Raw genomic sequence first — 15,246 nt, 5'->3', positions numbered from 1 at the left:
TCTAACGGTGCCAAATCGCGGGCACGCCCCGAGAGGGGCTGTCAGACCCGCAGGTGCGCCCCCTTAGCTCATTGGTAGAGCACTTCCTTGGTAAGGAAGAGGTAGTGGGTCCGATTCCCACAGGGGGCTCCGTTCCCCGCAGGCCAGACCTGCGAAGAACGCGCGGCGGGGTAGCTCAGGTGGTTAGAGCACACGGCTCATAATCGTGGTGTCGCGGGTTCAAGTCCCGCTCCCGCTACAGCGAGAAGGCCCCGGTTCGCGCGTCGAACCGGGGCCTCCGGCGTTCCCGGGCGAGGTCCTGCCCGCGGGAGAGGTCTCAGACCGCGCAGCCCGCGAAGAGCACGTCGTCCGAGGAGACCAGATCCTCCAGGGTCAGCAGGCGGTCGAGGTCGTGGCCGGCGGCCAGGGCGTTGGCGCGCTCCGGTGCGGTCTGGGGGGCGAGGCGCCCCTCCATGACCCCGCCGAGGGCGCGGACGGCGCACGCGGCGACCACTCCCTCCGGGGTTCCGCCGATGCCGAGGACGAGGTCGACGCGGCCCGCGGGATCGGCCGCCTCGATCGCGACCGACACGTCGCCCTCGCCGCGCAGCTCGAGCGCGACCCCGGCCGCGCGCAGAGCCGCGATGAGCCCGGAGTGACGCGGCTTGTCGAGCACGACGACGACCAGTTCCGCGACGGGCTTCCCGAGCGCCGCCGCCAGCCGTGCGGCGTTCTGGGCGGGACGGAGGTCGAGCGAGACGGCGCCCCGGCCCGCTCCCGAGCAGACCAGCTTGTCCATGTAGAAGACGTCGCGCGGGTCGAACAGCGTGCCTCGCGGGGCCAGCGCGATCACGCTCACCGAGCCGGGGAGCCCCTCCGCCGTGAGCCGGGTCCCGTCGAGCGGATCGACCGCCACGTCGCAGGAGGGTGCGGAGGCGCGGCCGAGGCGCTCGCCGTTCGCGAGCATCGGGGCCTCGTCCTTCTCGCCCTCGCCGATCACGACGACGCCGTCGAACGGAGCGTCGGCCAGCACGGCGCGCATCGCCGCGACCGACGCGTCGTCCGCCGCGATCTTGTCGCCGCGCCCGTACCAGCCGCGCGCCGCCTCGGCCGCCGCGCGCACGGCGGCGGCCACCGCCTCCTGCAGCTCGGCCGGGTAGGCGGGCGACGCGATCAGCCGCCGGCCGCTCATGCGCGCGCGGGCTGAGCGGTCGCGGTGCGGACCAGCCGCTCCAGGGTGCGCAGGCCGTCGGAGGAGAGCACCGACTCCAGGTGCCCCTGCACCGACGCGACGTGCTCGCCCCGCAGGGCGTTGACCACTCCCGTCTCCGGATCGACCGACACCTCGAGCCCCAGCCGGGGCGTGCGCGCGACGCCGGGGGCGACCGAGGAGAAGGTGTTGTAGAAGCCGATCGCGGCGTCCTCGCCGAACACGTCCACCGCCAGGCGCACGCCCTGGCGGGGCGCGGGCAGCGGCTCGACAGGGAGGCCCGCCAGCAGCGACAGCATCTGGTGGCTGAGGCAGACGGCGAGCATCGGCCGCTCCGCCTCGAGGCGCGCGGTCATCAGCGCGCGCAGGTGCGCGATCCGCGGCTCGGAGTCGTCGCGGGGGTCGCCCGGGCCGGGGCCGAAGACGACGAGGTCGTCGCTCAGCACGTCGGCGACCTCCGACCAGCGCTCGACCCGGGCGTTCATCCCGAGGTGGCGCAGCTGGTGGGCGAGCATCGTCGTGAACTGGTCCTCGTTGTCGACGATCAGCGCGGTGTGCCCGGCGAGGCCGGCGATGTGCTCGGGCGCCTGGGGTCGGAGCCAGAACGAGGCGAGCCGCTCGTTGCGCGCCTCGAGCGCCTCCTGCACGCCCGGCTGCGCGTTCAGGTCGATGGCCGGCGGCACCTCGCGGTGCGGCAGCAGGCCCAGGGCGGAGAGGACGCCCGACGCCTTCGCCCGCGTCTCGGCGACCTCGCCCTCGGGGGTGGAGTGGCGCACGAGCGTCGCGCCGGCCGGCACGGTGAGGCGGCCGTCCGCGCGGAGGTAGGCGGTGCGGATGAGGATGGGGGCGTCGACCGTGTAGCCGTGCTCCTCCGGCTCGAAGAGGGCGAGCACGCCGGAGTAGTAGCCGCGCGGCTCCTTCTCGTACTCGGCGATCACGGCGCACGCGTTCTCCATCGGCGAGCCGGTGACCGTGGGCGCGAACATCGTCAGCCGCAGGACCTCGCGCACGTCGAGTCCGGTGCGGCCCTCGAGCAGGTACTCGGTGTGGCTGAGCCGCGACATCTGCTTGAGGAACGGCCCGAGGATGCGGCCGCCGTCCGGGCAGACCGCGCTCATCATCTTCATCTCCTCGTCCACGACCATGAAGAGCTCCTCGCTCTCCTTGACGTCGGCGAGGAACGCGAGCACCTCCTCCCCGGTGGGTCCGGCCGCGGGGTGGCGGAAGGTGCCGCTGATCGGGTTCATCATCGCGACGCCGTCGCGCACCGAGACGTGGCGCTCGGGGGTCGCGCCGACGGCGGTGACCGTCTGCGCTCCGTCGACGCCGGGGGTGTGGATCGCGAAGGTCCAGTACGCGCCGGACTCGTCGGTGAGCAGGCGGCGGAACCAGGCCAGGACCGCCTCGACGGGCGGCGCGTCGGTCTGCGCGACGAAGGCGCGGTTGATGACGAAGTTGGCGCCCTCGCCGCGGCCGATCTCGTCCTCGATCACCCGGCGGACGATGTCGGCGTACTCGTCGTCCGGCACGTCGAAGCCGCGCTCCTCGACCGGGATCTCCCGCTCGGGCAGGAGCCGCAGCACCTCGGCCAGGGGGACGCTCTCGCGCTCGCGCACCACGAGGTTGCGCAGCGGGGCTCCGTCGTCCTTCGCCGCGAAGCCGCGCTCGCGCACCTGCCGGTAGGGCACGAGGGTCAGCACGTCGTCGCCGTCGAGCGGGATGTCGGCCAGGCCCTCGACGTCGAGCACGTCGCCCGCGAACACGTCGACGGCGTCGCGGCCCTGGCGGAGGACCACCGCGAACGGCAGCGTCCCGTCGGAGGCGAGGATGCGGGAGAGGAGCGAGGTCATCGTGGTCCTTGTATCGGGTCGTGCCCCACCCGGGCCCTGACATGCAGAACGACCGCCCGGAGGAGGCGGTCGCGTGCGAGGGGTCTGCGCGTCGGTCCGCCTAGGAGGCGGGCCACCAGGGGCTTCGGATCGACGTGCGCACGCGGCGAGTCTAGGGGAGAGCCGGGCGGCGGCCAAGCGGTGTCAGGCGGCCGGCCGCTCGGTCGGCTCGCCCCGCAGGGTCCGGAGCAGGAGGGTCGCGCCGGCCGTCGCGGCGGGGGTGGCGACGACCGCGCCCCCGGGGACGAGGAACGCCAGGTAGACGGCGATGCCGAAGCCGAGCGAGACCGCGCGGTGCTCGCCGAGGAGGCGGCGGCGGTCGCGGAGGGAGAGCCCCCGGGCGTCGCCCGCGAATCCGGTCAGCTCGAGCGCGAGGGCCCTCCCGCCGACCAGGGCGCCCGCGACGAGGCCGACGATCGAGCCGACCAGCGGCACCAGGCCCAGCAGCACCAGGACCACGCCGATCCCGAGGGAGGTGGCGACCAGCACGGCGGAGTCGCGGAGGCCGCGGCCGACCCCCTGCCAGAAGGTGCTCTCGCGCTCGTCGGGCACGCCGCCGAGGTCGTCCTCGACCCGCCGCCAGATCCGCTCGTAGAAGGGGTCGCCGACCAGCAGGGTCACCGCGGCGAAGAGGACCACGCCGAGGGCGAGCGCGGCGCCGACCACCGCGATCGAGAGCACCAGGCGGACGGTGGCGGCCGTGCCCTCGTCCCAGCCGCCGGCGAACGGGGTGAGCGCGGTCACCGCGTCCTGCACCCGCGTGAGCACCAGGACCAGCACGCCGACGAAGACCAGGCCGACGATCAGGGGCGGGATCGCGCCGAGGAGCATCGCCCGCGGCGAGCGGACCCAGGTGCGGAAGCCGCGGAGGAAGAGCCGGGCACCGAGGCCGAGATCGCGGAGGACGCTCATCCCCCGATCCTCGCAGGTGGGTCCGGGTCGGGGGTCCGGCAGAACGCCCGACTGCACGGGACGTGGAACCTCAGACCCGCTCGAACGGAGCGAGCAGCCCCGCCATCGCCTTCGTCCGCGGCGCGGCGTACTCGTCGCGCCGCGAGGTGCTGACGCCCATCGCGACGAGCCCCTCCACCAGGCGCACCGCCGAGGCGACGCCGTCGATCACGGGCACTCCCAGCTCCCGTGAGAGGTCGCGGCACAGGTCGGCCATGCCCGCGCAGCCCAGCACGATCGAGTCGGACCCGTCGACGGCCAGCGCTTCGGCGCACTCCGCCAGGATCGCGCGGCGGGCGTCGGAGCGGGGGTCGTCGAGTTCGAGCACGGGGATGTCGCAGGCGCGCACCTGACGGCAGGCGTCGCCGAACCCGGCGCGGCGGGCGATGTCCCAGGCGCGGCCGCTCGTGCGCGAGAGCGTGGTGACCACGCTGAAGCCCCGGCCGACGAGCGCGGCCATGTGCATGGCGGCCTCGGCGATCCCCACGACCGGGCCGCTCGCGATCTCGCGCGCGGCGTCGACGCCCGGGTCGCCGAAGCACGCGACGACCGCGCCGTCGCTGCCGGCCGCCTCCGCCCGGGCGATCTCGTGCAGGACGCCGGGCACGGCGAGCGCCTCGTCGTAGTGGCTCTCGATCGACGCCGGACCCATCGGCGGGGTGACGGCCGTGATCTCGGTGCCGAGCGAGGCGACGGAGCGGGCGGCCCGGCCGATCGCCGCGGTCATCGCGGTGCTGGTGTTCGGGTTGACGACGGTGATGCGCATGGTGGTTCCTCGGTTCGGGTGCCGGGAGGGGGAGGGACCCGCCCGACGGCCGGTCCGCGGGATCCGGAGCAGCCGGAGCGGATCCCTCCTCCGTGCCGGCCGGATCAGACGGTCGAGCCGTCGCTGACGTGCTCGAGGTCCTCGTCGAGGCGCCCGATCCGCGGCGCGCGCCGCTCGAGCACGGCCATCGCGACGAATCCGAGCCCGCAGCCGAGGAACCAGCTGTAGTCGCCGAGCCAGGTGAACTCCGCGCCTCCCGCCTCCGCGATCCAGCGCGGCACGAGCACCGAGGCGACGGAGGGGACTCCGCCGATCACGGTCGCCCAGACGGCGTTGGGGTTGAAGCCGCGCGAGAACCAGTAGCGGCCCTTCTCGCTCATCGTGTAGAGGTCGTCCACCCAGACGCGCTGGCGGCTGATCAGGTAGTAACCCGCGATGAGGACGCCGAACAGCGGTCCGATCAGCGCGCCGAGGATGCCGAGCGTGTAGTGGATGGCGGTGTCGTTCGAGTACCAGTTCCACGGGGTGAGCAGCACCGAGCCGACGGCGGCGATCATGCCGCCCATCCGCCAGCTGATCTTCTTCGGGTTGACGTTCGAGAAGTCGAACGCGGGGGAGATGAAGTTGGCGACGATGTTGATGCCGATCGTCGCGATGACGAAGGTGAGCCCGCCGAGGAGCACGGCGAACCAGGTGTCGATCCGCTCGACGGTCTCGATCGGGTCGGTGATCAGCTCGCCGAAGACCGGCACGGTCGCCGACGCGGTGATCACGGTGAGGAGGGAGAAGAAGAGGAAGTTGATCGGGAGGCCGAGCAGATTGCCGCGCTTCACGGCGCCGTAGCTGCGGGCGTACCGGGAGAAGTCGCCGAAGTTGAGCATCGGGCCCGAGAAGTAGGAGACGACCAGGGCGACGGCCGAGATCATCACCGGCACCGCGGCGGCGAGGTCGAGCGGCTCGCCGGAGCCGAGGGTGAGCGAGATGTTCTCCCAGCCCGCCTGCGACACCAGGTAGACGGCCAGCACGAGCATCACCACGTAGACCGCCGGTCCCGCCCAGTCGATGAAGCGGCGGATCGACTCCATGCCCCGCCAGAACAGCGCGGCCTGCGCGACCCAGAGGATCGCGTAGGAGAGGTAGCCCAGGGCCGAGAGGCCGAGGAACGACGCCTCGGGCGTGTTCAGGGCGGCCATGCCCGGGAAGAACTTGAGGAAGACGATGTTCAGCGACTGCGCCGCCAGGTAGGTCTGCACGCCGTACCAGGCGATCGCGATCAGTCCGCGGATGATCGCCGGGATGTTCGCGCCGCGGATGCCGAAGATCGCGCGGTTGATGACGGGGTAGGGCACGCCGGTGACCTGGCTGGGCTTGGCGACGAGGTTGCAGAAGACCTGCACGATCACGATGCCCACCACGAGGGCGACGAGCACCTGCCAGCCGGCCAGGCCCAGCGCGAAGAGCGAGCCCGCGGTCACGTACCCGCCGACGCTGTGCACGTCCGACATCCAGAACGCGAAGATGTTGTAGCTCGACCAGCGCTGCTTCCGGAGCGGGGCGAGGTCCTCGTTGGAGAGGCGGTCGTCGTAGCCGGCGCTCGCCGCGGCGGCGGGATCCGGATCGACGGGGGGAGCGGTGACTCGGGGTGCGGTGACGCGGTCGGACATGGGTGGATCCACCTCTCGGGCGGTCGTGCGCAGAGCGGCACGGAGCGGATGTGTCAGGGTGGTCGGGACGTCCGGCCGAGGAGGCGGGGCGTCGCGGAGAGCGTTCCGAGTGAAGTGATCACTTCACGCGGGCCACGCTACGAGTCGGGAGGCCGCCGCTCGTTTCGGCTCCGTTACGGCTGTGTGACGATCCGCGAGAGGGGACGGGCCATGCCCTCCGACGACACCGCGCCCGACGAGGCGGCCGCCCGGGCGATCGCGGACGGGGCCGGACTCGGCGCCCGGCTGCGGGAGCTGCGGCTCTCGGCGGGCCTGTCGCTGAAGGCACTCGCCGGGCGACTCGGCATCTCCGTGAGCGCCGTCTCGCAGATCGAGCGCGGAGCCATGCAGCCCTCGGTCGGCCGGCTGATCGCCCTCGTGGACGCGCTGGGGGTCCCGCTGTCCGCCGTGTTCGACCAGGGCGCGTCGGCGCCGGTCGAGACCGCGGTCGTCCGGGCGCGCGAGTCGGCGCCCGTGGCGCTCGAGGGCGGAGTGCTGTTCCGCCGTCTGGCGCCGCGTCCGCTGGACGCCGTCGACTTCTTCGAGTCGACCTACCCGCCGGGCTCGACCTCGACGGCGCACCGGCAGCTGCTCCGCCACGACGGGTTCGAGATGGGGACGGTGACGCTCGGAGAGCTGACGGTCGAGTTCGAGGACGAGTCGGTCGTCCTCGGGCCGGGCGACGCCATCACGTTCCCGTGCGAGCGGCCGCACCGCATGGTCAACACGGGCTCGACCACGGCGATCGCGACCTGGCTGATCGTCCACCGCTGACACCGCGCCGGTGCTTCGTGCCGGACCCCTGGCGGCACCACCTGCGTATGGGACCCTGGTCCTCGCTCCTCCACAACGGGCGGACGACCGTCTCCTGTCCACACCCCGGTCGGGATCGGGGCGCGGCGGGCCCTCGGTGTCGGTACCGCCTGGTGGGCTGGTCTCCTCGACCGAGGGGTGCGGAACGTGGAGGAGCGGATGGACGGCAGGAACGACGAGGGGTGCCCGCGCTGGTGCGCGGGCGAGCACGACGAGCTGGTCGCGGCGGGGGAGCGGCTGCACCGCTCCGCGGCGAGCTCGCTCCCGGTGGTGCTCTGGGCGGGTGGAGACGGGGCCGCGGGCGCGACGGTGCACGTCTCCCTGTGCCGCCCGGGGGAGTCGGGGGAGGACAGGCTCCGCCTGGAGGCCGACGGGCTCGGCGAGGTCGACCTCGATCTCAGCTCGGGGTCGCGGCTGGCCGGCGCGGTGCTCCGGCTACTCGGCGCCGCGTGAGGTGCGCGGCGGGTCGGGCGGCAGGAGGTCCGTCAGCTCGATCTCGAGCGCCTCGCAGAGCGCGAGGAGGGTGTGCAGCGTGGGGTTCGCGGGCGAGCCGGGCTTCGACTCGCCCTTCTCGAACTTCTGGTAGGTGTAGCCCGCGAGCCCGGCCGCGTGGGCGATCCGCTCCTGGCTGGCGCCCTTGGCGATGCGGGCCCGGTGCATGTTGGTGCCGAGCTCGCGGGCGTAGGTCGCCCAGTCGCGCTCGGGAGTGGGTGTCGACATGCCCGCCAGCTTCGGAGAAGTTCGGCCGCGGGTCAGCCATACACGGATGGGAAATTCCCGGTGGTCATACCCGGGTGACCACAGGCGGCGCCTCCGGAGCCCCGAGGGCCCCGCGACGGCAGCGCCTAGTATGGCCGGGTGCCAGTGAACCCCGAACTCGTCGGGCGCGTCTTCGCGCCCACGGAGCCCTATCAGGTGGGGCGCGAGAAGGTGCGCGAGTTCGCCCGCGCCGTCTCCGCGACCTCCCCCCTGCACCACGACGTCGAGGCCGCCCGCGCCGCCGGGCACCCCGACCTCGTCGCTCCGCCCACCTTCGCCGTCGTCGTGCAGGAGTTCACGCTCCAGCAGCTGCTCGCCGAGCCCGACGGCGGGATCGACTTCAGCCGCGTCGTGCACGGAGACCAGCGCTTCGTGCTGTCCCGTCCGGTCGTGGCCGGCGACGAGCTGACCGCGACCCTCTCGGTCGCCGCCATCAAGAAGCTCGGCGCCCACTCGATGGTCACCACCGAGTCCCGCATGGTCGACGCGAGCGGCGAGCACGTCGTCACCGCGATCTCGACCCTCGTGGTCAGGGGAGACGAATGAGCACCGCACTGCCCGCTCTCGCCGAGCTGAGCGTCGGCCAGGTCGTCGCCGAGAGCCGCTTCCCGATCGACCGCGGCACCCTGGTGCGCTACGCGGGCGCCTCGGGCGACTTCAACCCCATCCACTACCGCGACGACGTCGCCGCCGAGGTCGGCCTGCCCGGCGTGCTCGCGCACGGCATGCTCACGATGGGCACCGCGGTGCAGGTCGTCGTCGACTGGGTCGGGGACCCCGGACGCGTGGTCGACTACCAGGTGCGCTTCACCCGCCCCGTCGTGGTGGACCCGCGCGACGGCGCCGCGATCGACGTGGTCGCCAGGATCGGTGCTGTGAGCGCCGAGGAGGGCTGGGTCCGCGTCGATCTCGCCGTCTCGGTCGAGGGCCAGTCCGTCCTCGGCAAGGCCCAGGCGCGGGTCCGACTCGCGTGAGCTCCGCGCCGCTGCTCTCCGCCCTGACCACCCTCCGCGTCGGCGGACCCGCCGAGCGCCTCGTCGAGCCCGCCACCGAGGCGGAGCTGGTCGAGACGCTCGTCGGCCTGTGGTCGGACGACGAGCCGTGGCTGCTGCTCGGCGGGGGCTCCAACCTCCTCGTGGGCGACGACGGGGTCGAGGGCACGGTCGTGCGCGTGTGCACCACCGGCGTCGAGCGGCTCCCCTCCGACGAGCCGGGGCGCGTGCTCCTGCGGGTGCAGGCGGGCGAGTCGTGGGACGGCCTCGTCGCGACGACGGTGGAGCGCGGCTGGGCGGGCCTCGAGGCCCTCAGCGGCATCCCCGGCACGGTCGGTGCGTCGCCCGTGCAGAACATCGGCGCCTACGGCCAGGAGCTCTCGGACACGCTGGTCGCGGTCGACTTCCTCGACGAGGGCGCCCGCGAGCCCGTCCGGCTGACGGCGGAGGAGCTGCAGTTCGCCTACCGCACCTCCGTGATCAAGCAGGGCCGCCGGGGCGCGGTGCTGGCCGTCGAGTTCGCGCTCGAGGAGGTCGGCGCCGAGGGCGACGGCACTCCCGTCGCCTACGGTCAGCTGGCGTCGGCGCTCGGAGTCGCGCTCGGCGACCGCGTGCCGCTCGCGCGGGTGCGCGAGACCGTGCTGGCGCTGCGTGCGGGCAAGGGCATGGTCCTCGATCCGGAGGACCCGGACACCGCGAGCGCCGGCTCCTTCTTCACCAACCCCCTCGTCACGAGCGCGTTCGCCGATTCCCTGCCGCCCGAGGCGCCGCGCTGGCCGGTCGAGCCGACGGCGGAGGCGCCCGTCATCACTCCGCTCGCCGCGGTCGAGGCAGGAGCGCCCGTCGGGCTGCCCGTGCCTCCCCGCGCCGACGGCCTGGTGAAGCTCAGCGCCGCGTGGCTGATCGAGCACGCCGGCGTCTCGCGCGGTTTCGCCCTGCCCGGCTCGCGGGCCGCTGTGTCGAGCAAGCACACCCTCGCCCTGACCAACCGCGGAGGAGCGACGGCCGAGCAGGTCGCCGAGCTCGCCCGGTACGTCCAGGGCCGCGTCCTGGCGGAGTTCGGCGTGCTGCTGCACCCCGAGCCCGTCGTGGTCGGCGCCGCGGTCTGAGTCCGCGCGGTCTGCGCCCGCAGGCGCCGCGCTCCCGGGGACGCGCGCCCTCCGGCCGCGGCCTCCTCCGGCTCAGCTGTCGCGGCGGATCCAGCGGAAGCCGAAGCGGCAGGCGACGAGCCCCACGACGAGCCAGATCCCGAGCACCAGCGCGACGCCGCCGAGGTCCCACGACCCGTTCACCTCCGCCTCCTCGAATCCGCTCGGCAGGAACACGGCGCGCATGCCCTGCGCGATCCACTTGAGCGGGAAGACGCTCGCCGTGTTCTGCAGCCAGTCCGGCAGCGTCGTGAACGACAGGTACGACCCCGAGATGAACTGCAGCACGAGCAGCGGCGGCACGATCACGGCGGTCGCGCTCTTGCCCGAGCGGGGCAGCGCGGAGACGGCGATGCCGAGGATGGCCGACGTCGCGACTCCTGCCAGGTAGACCCAGGCGAAGGTCGCCCAGCGCCCGCTGTCGGTGGGCAGCTCGACCGAGAACACCGTCGCCGCGACGAGGAGCAGCAGGGCCGTCTGCGCGAGGCTCGTCACGAGCACCTGGCCGAACTTGCCGATGAAGTAGCTGAAGACCGGGAGCGGTGCTCCCGCGAGGCGCTTGAGCGTGCCGTCGCCGCGCTCGACCGCGATGTCGACGCCCAGGTTCTGGACGCCCGAGAGCAGGATCCCGGCCGCGGCCAGGCCCGGCACGTAGTACTCCGCCATCGGGATGCCCGGGTCCTGCGGGTTCGCCTGCATCACCGCGGTGTCGCCGAACGCGACCGAGAAGATCGTCAGGAGCAGCACCGGGAAGAGGAAGGTGAAGAACACCTGGTCCGGAGCGCGGAAGTACGAGCGGATCTCGTAGCGGGCCCGGGCGAGTCCGAGGCGGACGGTGCGTCCCGGGCCGGTGGAGAGGGTGCGGGGGCGGGTGGCGACGGCGGTCACGCGGGCTCTCCGATCAGGTCGACCGCGTCGCGGTCCTCGCGGATGAGGTCGAGGTAGATGTCCTCGAGGCTGGGGCGGACGACCTCGAGGGCCGTCGGCTCACCGATCCGGGAGTGCAGCTCGGCGACGGTCCGGGCGGGCTCGGTGGTGCGCAGCCGGTGCAGCACGCCGTCCTCGCGCCACTGCACGATCGGGACGCGCGCCTCGTCCCCTCCGATCGCGCTCATCGGGCCGATGGCCAGGAGCCGCCCGCCGGAGATCACGGCGGCGCGGTCGCCGAGGCGGGCGGCCTCGTCGAGGTAGTGGGTGGTGAGCAGGATGGTCGTGCCCTCGCTCTTGAGCAGAGCGATCAGGTCCCAGAAGGAGTGGCGGGCCTCGGGGTCGAATCCCGTGGTGGGCTCGTCGAGGAACACCAGCTCGGGACGGCCGATGATGCCGAGGGCGACGTCGACACGGCGGCGCTGTCCGCCGGAGAGGCGCCCGATGCGCGAGCGGGCCTTGGACGTCAGCCCGACGGCCTCGATGGTCTCGTCGACGTCGCGCGGTCGCGGATAGAGGCTGGCGAAGTGCGCGATCTGCTCGCGCACCGTCGCGTTGCCGGACTCGCCGCTGGACTGCAGGACGATCCCCAGACGCGCCTTCCACGCCAGGTCGCCGTGGCGCGGGTCGACCCCGAGCACCGACACCTCGCCGCCGGAGCGGTCGCGGTAGCCCTCGAGGATCTCGATGGTCGTCGACTTCCCGGCGCCGTTCGGGCCGAGGAGCGCGAAGGTCTCGCCCCGGTGGATGTCGAAGGAGACTCCCGCGACCGCCGGAGCGCCCCCGTAGTCCTTCCGCAGGTCGCGGACTCGGACGGCGTGGTCTTCGCTCATCGTCACAGCGTGCCCTGTCGCACCCCTCCGGCGACAGTGATCCCCGATTTCCGCCTCCCTCTTGCCCTCCCCGCCCCGAGATGCCAGGCAGCCCTCACCTGTCGGACAGGCCCGTCGCAGTACCCGCCGGTCACCGTGAGGCACGGTCGAGCGGCGACCGGCGATCCGCGTGTCGGCGGATCGTCGTCCGCGCTGCGCATCCCGCTCTCTGCGACGCACCTCGTCGTCGAGCCGGCCGCGGCCGATCGACGACGCAGGAGGAGAGGGGCTAGACGGTGCCGAAGAGCTGCTGCAAGCGGCGCACGCCCTCGAGGAGCGCGTCGTCGCCGAGGGCGTAGGACAGGCGGAGGTAGCCGCTCGGTCCGAAGGCCTCGCCGGGGACGGTGGCGACCTCGGCCTGCTCGAGGATGAGGTCGGCGAGCTCGAGGGAGGTCGTCGGGGTGGTGCCGTTCCACTCGCGGTTCAGGAGCCCGTTCACGTCGGGGTAGACGTAGAACGCGCCGCCGGGGGTGGGGCACTCGATCCCGTCGATCGCGTTCAGCTCGGCGACGATGGTGCGGCGGCGGCGGTCGAAGGCCAGGCGCATCTCCTCGGCCGGCTCCTGCGGGCCGGTGAGGGCGGCGATCGCGGCGCGCTGCGAGATGTTCGAGACGTTGCTCGAGAGGTGCGACTGCAGGTTCGAGGCGCCCTTGATCGCGTCGGCCGGGCCGACCATCCATCCGACGCGCCAGCCGGTCATCGCGTAGGTCTTCGCGACGCCGTTGACGAGGATCGTCCGGTCGCGCAGGGCCGGCACCGCCTCGACGATCGAGGTCGCGTGCTCGAGCGGGCTCGCGTCGTCCTGGTCGCCGGTGGAGTAGACGAGGTTCTGGTAGATCTCATCGGCGATGATCCAGAGGCCGTGCTCCTCGGCCCACTCGCCGATCTCGCGGGTCTGCTCGGCCGAGTAGACGGCGCCGGTGGGGTTGGAGGGGGAGACGAACAGGAGCACCTTGGTGCGCTCGGTGCGCGCGGCCTCCAGCTGCTCGACCGTGACCAGGTAGCCCTGGTCGGCGCCCGCGAACACGTCCACCTGCACGCCGCCGGCGAGCTTGATCGCCTCGGGGTAGGTGGTCCAGTACGGGGTCGGCACCAGCACCTCGTCGCCGTCGTCGAGGAGGGTCTGGAAGGCCTGGTAGACGGCCTGCTTGCCGCCGTTGGTGACCACGACCTGCGAGGGGTCGACGGCCCATCCGGAGTCGCGCGCCGTCTTCTCCGCGATGGCCGCGCGGAGGTCGGGGAGGCCCGCCGCGGGGGTGTAGCGGTAGTTCCTCGGGTCGAGCACGGCGGCCGAGGCGGCCTCGACGATGTGCTCGGGAGTGAGGAAGTCGGGCTCGCCGGCGGCGTAGGACACGACCGGTCGGCCCTGGGCCTGGAGGGCCTTCGCCTTGGCGTCGACCTTCAGAGTGGCGGACTCGGCGATGGCGGCGATGCGGGCGGAGATGCGCGTGGTGGAGGACACGACGGCCAGCGTATCCTGCGCGCGCACGGGGCTCCGAGGCCCCCCGCCGCTCGGCTGGACACGCCCTGCGGGTCCACGTACACTCGTCCGAGGTAGTCGATCTCTGCCCTCATCCACAGCGCCCGCGAGGGTCGCGGCGGTGGGGCGGCGGGTCGGTCTCCTCCTCGGATGCTCGCAACGGCATCCATAGGGCGGTGGCTCAATTGGTAGAGCAGCGGTCTCCAAAACCGCAGGTTGCAGGTTCGAGCCCTGTCCGCCCTGCACATCGATGCCCGTCGCACGCGGTCCCCGCGACGCTGCGGTCATCGGTCCAGGGCCGCCCATGACGGGCGGTCGGCCACACCGGAGGTTCCGGTGCGGGAAAGGTGCGTGCAGGTGGCCGGGAAAGCAGTCGACGAGCCGAGCGAGGACGTCGTCGCGATCGCCAATCAGCAGCGAGCCGCGCGGCGCAACCCGTTCGCGCGCATCGCCCTCTTCATCCGGCAGGTCATCGCCGAGCTGAAGAAGGTCGTGACGCCCACCCGCAAGGAGCTGGGCAACTACGTCGTGGTCGTGCTGATCTTCGTCGTCATCATGATGGCGCTGGTGTCCTTCCTCGACTGGGTGTTCGCCCTGGCCGTGACGTACGTGTTCGGCACACCCGCCGCCTGACCCGAGAGCATCCGGGCCGCGCGAGCGGAGGGTGCCGGCGACAGCGGGACGCGCCCCGAGGGGCGCGACCGATCGATCGAGAGAGAGTTGTGACGAGTGTCTGACAGAAACCGCGACGACGTCGACTGGGCGACGGCTGCCGAGCAGTCGTCGGAGGTCGAGGAGGAGCAGGAGGGCGACGTCCAGTCGCAGGCTGAGGACGCCGTCGAGCCCGCCGAGCAGGGTGCGCTGAGCATCATCGACGAGAACGAGTCCGAGGACGACCTCGCCTCCGACCTCGAGGCAGCGCTGGACGCCATCGGCTCCGTCGACGACCCCGAGGCCGACTCCGCCGTCGACGAGGCCGCGCACATCGACACCGTCGAGGAGGCCGAAGCGGCCCTCGAGGCCGTCGAGGACGAGGCCGAGGTCGCCGCCGAGGACGCCGAGTCCGCCGGTGAGGACCTCGCCGACATCGACCCGTACGAGGCCTTCCGCACCGAGCTGCGCGGCAAGCCGGGCAAGTGGTACGTCATCCACTCCTACGCCGGCTTCGAGAAGCGCGTGAAGTCGAACATCGAGAACCGCAAGGTCTCGCTCGAGGCCGAGGACTACATCTTCGAGGTCCAGGTCCCGATGGAGGACGTGGTCGAGATCAAGAACGGCCAGCGCAAGATGGTCACCCGCGTGCGCATCCCCGGCTACGTGCTGGTGCGCATGGACCTCAACGAGGACTCGTGGTCGGTCGTCCGCCACACCCCGGGCGTCACCGGCTTCGTGGGCAACGCCCACAACCCGACCCCGCTGCGCTTCGAGGAGGCCTTCACGATGCTGAAGAGCCTCGTCGAGATCAAGGACGTCGCCCCCTCGAAGACCTCCGGTGCCAAGGGCCAGAAGCAGGCCCAGCGCGTGCTGCCCGCCGAGGTCGACTTCGAGATCGGCGAGACCATCACCATCAAGGAGGGCTCGTTCGCGGGTCTTCCCGGCTCGATCAGCGAGATCAAGCCCGAGAGCGGCAAGCTCACCGTGCTCGTCTCGCTCTTCGAGCGCGAGACCCCGGTCGAGCTGTCGTTCGACCAGGTCACCAAGCTCTGACGCGTCGCCTCCGCGGCGCATGAACGCCCCCTCCGCAGGTCGGAGGGGGC

16 protein-coding genes and 3 tRNA genes are annotated in these 15,246 nt (G+C 72.6%); 10 read left to right on the top strand and 9 right to left on the bottom strand.

Annotated features, from left to right (window positions below):
• The first annotated feature begins 57 nt into the window (after positions 1-57).
• Positions 58-129, top strand: a tRNA-Thr gene (locus C5D50_RS00320).
• 35 nt (positions 130-164) lie between these two features.
• Positions 165-238 (top strand) — tRNA-Met (locus C5D50_RS00315).
• 78 nt (positions 239-316) lie between these two features.
• On the opposite strand, the gene C5D50_RS00310 is transcribed toward C5D50_RS00315, so the two are convergent.
• The 5 genes from C5D50_RS00310 to C5D50_RS00290 all read right to left on the bottom strand — a co-directional run bounded on the left by C5D50_RS00310 (position 317) and on the right by C5D50_RS00290 (position 6,459).
• A complete protein-coding gene (locus C5D50_RS00310; RefSeq protein WP_104282416.1) occupies positions 317-1,171 on the bottom strand; it encodes a fructose-bisphosphatase class II family protein in 855 nt (284 codons plus the stop codon).
• Positions 1,168-3,039 (bottom strand): anthranilate synthase family protein, encoded by a 1,872-nt coding sequence (locus tag C5D50_RS00305; RefSeq protein WP_104282415.1) that lies wholly within the window; start codon positions 3,037-3,039, stop codon positions 1,168-1,170. Before C5D50_RS00305 ends, C5D50_RS00310 begins: the two co-directional genes overlap by 4 nt.
• A gap of 183 nt (positions 3,040-3,222) precedes the next feature.
• The gene (locus tag C5D50_RS00300) at positions 3,223-3,990 is read right to left on the bottom strand and encodes an EI24 domain-containing protein (protein ID WP_104260448.1); all 768 of its coding nucleotides are present in this window, start codon (positions 3,988-3,990) and stop codon (positions 3,223-3,225) included.
• 70 nt (positions 3,991-4,060) lie between these two features.
• A complete protein-coding gene (locus C5D50_RS00295; protein ID WP_104249798.1) occupies positions 4,061-4,795 on the bottom strand; it encodes an aspartate/glutamate racemase family protein in 735 nt (244 codons plus the stop codon).
• 104 nt (positions 4,796-4,899) lie between these two features.
• Positions 4,900-6,459, bottom strand: a complete 1,560-nt coding sequence (locus tag C5D50_RS00290) for an NCS1 family nucleobase:cation symporter-1 (protein WP_104227042.1) — start codon at positions 6,457-6,459, stop codon at positions 4,900-4,902.
• A gap of 210 nt (positions 6,460-6,669) precedes the next feature.
• Here C5D50_RS00290 and C5D50_RS00285 point away from each other — a divergent pair, with 210 nt between their 5' ends.
• Positions 6,670-7,272 (top strand): helix-turn-helix domain-containing protein, encoded by a 603-nt coding sequence (locus C5D50_RS00285; RefSeq protein WP_104227043.1) that lies wholly within the window; start codon positions 6,670-6,672, stop codon positions 7,270-7,272.
• A 198-nt stretch (positions 7,273-7,470) separates the two neighbouring features.
• Positions 7,471-7,764 carry a DUF6907 domain-containing protein gene (locus C5D50_RS00280; protein WP_104238285.1) on the top strand — a complete coding sequence of 98 codons (294 nt, stop codon included), beginning with the start codon at positions 7,471-7,473 and terminating at the stop codon, positions 7,762-7,764.
• On the opposite strand, the gene C5D50_RS00275 is transcribed toward C5D50_RS00280, so the two are convergent.
• The gene (locus tag C5D50_RS00275) at positions 7,747-8,031 is read right to left on the bottom strand and encodes a helix-turn-helix domain-containing protein (protein ID WP_104223625.1); all 285 of its coding nucleotides are present in this window, start codon (positions 8,029-8,031) and stop codon (positions 7,747-7,749) included. The two genes, C5D50_RS00280 and C5D50_RS00275, sit on opposite strands and share 18 nt — an antisense overlap.
• Before the next feature lie 138 nt (positions 8,032-8,169).
• Between C5D50_RS00275 and C5D50_RS00270 the strand changes: the two genes are divergently transcribed.
• From C5D50_RS00270 to C5D50_RS00260, 3 genes are read left to right on the top strand one after another with little or no spacing between them, the layout of a single operon-like run.
• A complete protein-coding gene (locus C5D50_RS00270) occupies positions 8,170-8,616 on the top strand; it encodes a MaoC family dehydratase N-terminal domain-containing protein (RefSeq protein ID WP_104227045.1) in 447 nt (148 codons plus the stop codon).
• A complete protein-coding gene (locus tag C5D50_RS00265) occupies positions 8,613-9,044 on the top strand; it encodes a MaoC/PaaZ C-terminal domain-containing protein (protein ID WP_104282414.1) in 432 nt (143 codons plus the stop codon). Before C5D50_RS00270 ends, C5D50_RS00265 begins: the two co-directional genes overlap by 4 nt.
• Positions 9,041-10,171: a UDP-N-acetylmuramate dehydrogenase gene (locus C5D50_RS00260; RefSeq protein ID WP_104282413.1), complete on the top strand. Its 1,131-nt coding sequence runs from the start codon at positions 9,041-9,043 to the stop codon at positions 10,169-10,171. The genes C5D50_RS00265 and C5D50_RS00260 overlap by 4 nt, the downstream gene beginning before the upstream one ends.
• A 72-nt stretch (positions 10,172-10,243) precedes the next feature.
• On the opposite strand, the gene C5D50_RS00255 is transcribed toward C5D50_RS00260, so the two are convergent.
• The 3 genes from C5D50_RS00255 to C5D50_RS00245 all read right to left on the bottom strand — a co-directional run bounded on the left by C5D50_RS00255 (position 10,244) and on the right by C5D50_RS00245 (position 13,480).
• Positions 10,244-11,098, bottom strand: a complete 855-nt coding sequence (locus tag C5D50_RS00255; RefSeq protein WP_104223629.1) for an ABC transporter permease — start codon at positions 11,096-11,098, stop codon at positions 10,244-10,246.
• Positions 11,095-11,970: an ABC transporter ATP-binding protein gene (locus C5D50_RS00250; RefSeq protein ID WP_104254889.1), complete on the bottom strand. Its 876-nt coding sequence runs from the start codon at positions 11,968-11,970 to the stop codon at positions 11,095-11,097. The genes C5D50_RS00255 and C5D50_RS00250 overlap by 4 nt, the downstream gene beginning before the upstream one ends.
• Positions 11,971-12,238: 268 nt before the next feature.
• The gene (locus tag C5D50_RS00245) at positions 12,239-13,480 is read right to left on the bottom strand and encodes a pyridoxal phosphate-dependent aminotransferase (protein WP_374953347.1); all 1,242 of its coding nucleotides are present in this window, start codon (positions 13,478-13,480) and stop codon (positions 12,239-12,241) included.
• Between the two features lie 179 nt (positions 13,481-13,659).
• Here C5D50_RS00245 and C5D50_RS00240 point away from each other — a divergent pair.
• The 3 genes from C5D50_RS00240 to nusG all read left to right on the top strand — a co-directional run bounded on the left by C5D50_RS00240 (position 13,660) and on the right by nusG (position 15,196).
• A tRNA-Trp gene (locus C5D50_RS00240) sits at positions 13,660-13,732 on the top strand.
• 114 nt (positions 13,733-13,846) lie between these two features.
• Positions 13,847-14,122, top strand: a complete 276-nt coding sequence (secE, locus tag C5D50_RS00235) for a preprotein translocase subunit SecE (protein WP_068208793.1) — start codon at positions 13,847-13,849, stop codon at positions 14,120-14,122.
• A gap of 96 nt (positions 14,123-14,218) precedes the next feature.
• A complete protein-coding gene (nusG, locus tag C5D50_RS00230) occupies positions 14,219-15,196 on the top strand; it encodes a transcription termination/antitermination protein NusG (protein WP_104223631.1) in 978 nt (325 codons plus the stop codon).
• Positions 15,197-15,246 lie beyond the last annotated feature (50 nt).

The sequence above is a fragment of the Rathayibacter sp. RFBD1 genome (assembly GCF_002932915.1).
Classification (GTDB): Bacteria; Actinomycetota; Actinomycetes; order Actinomycetales; family Microbacteriaceae; genus Rathayibacter.
The sequence above is the reverse complement of the archived record's forward strand: the minus strand, read 5'-3'. Positions and strand labels throughout refer to the sequence as shown.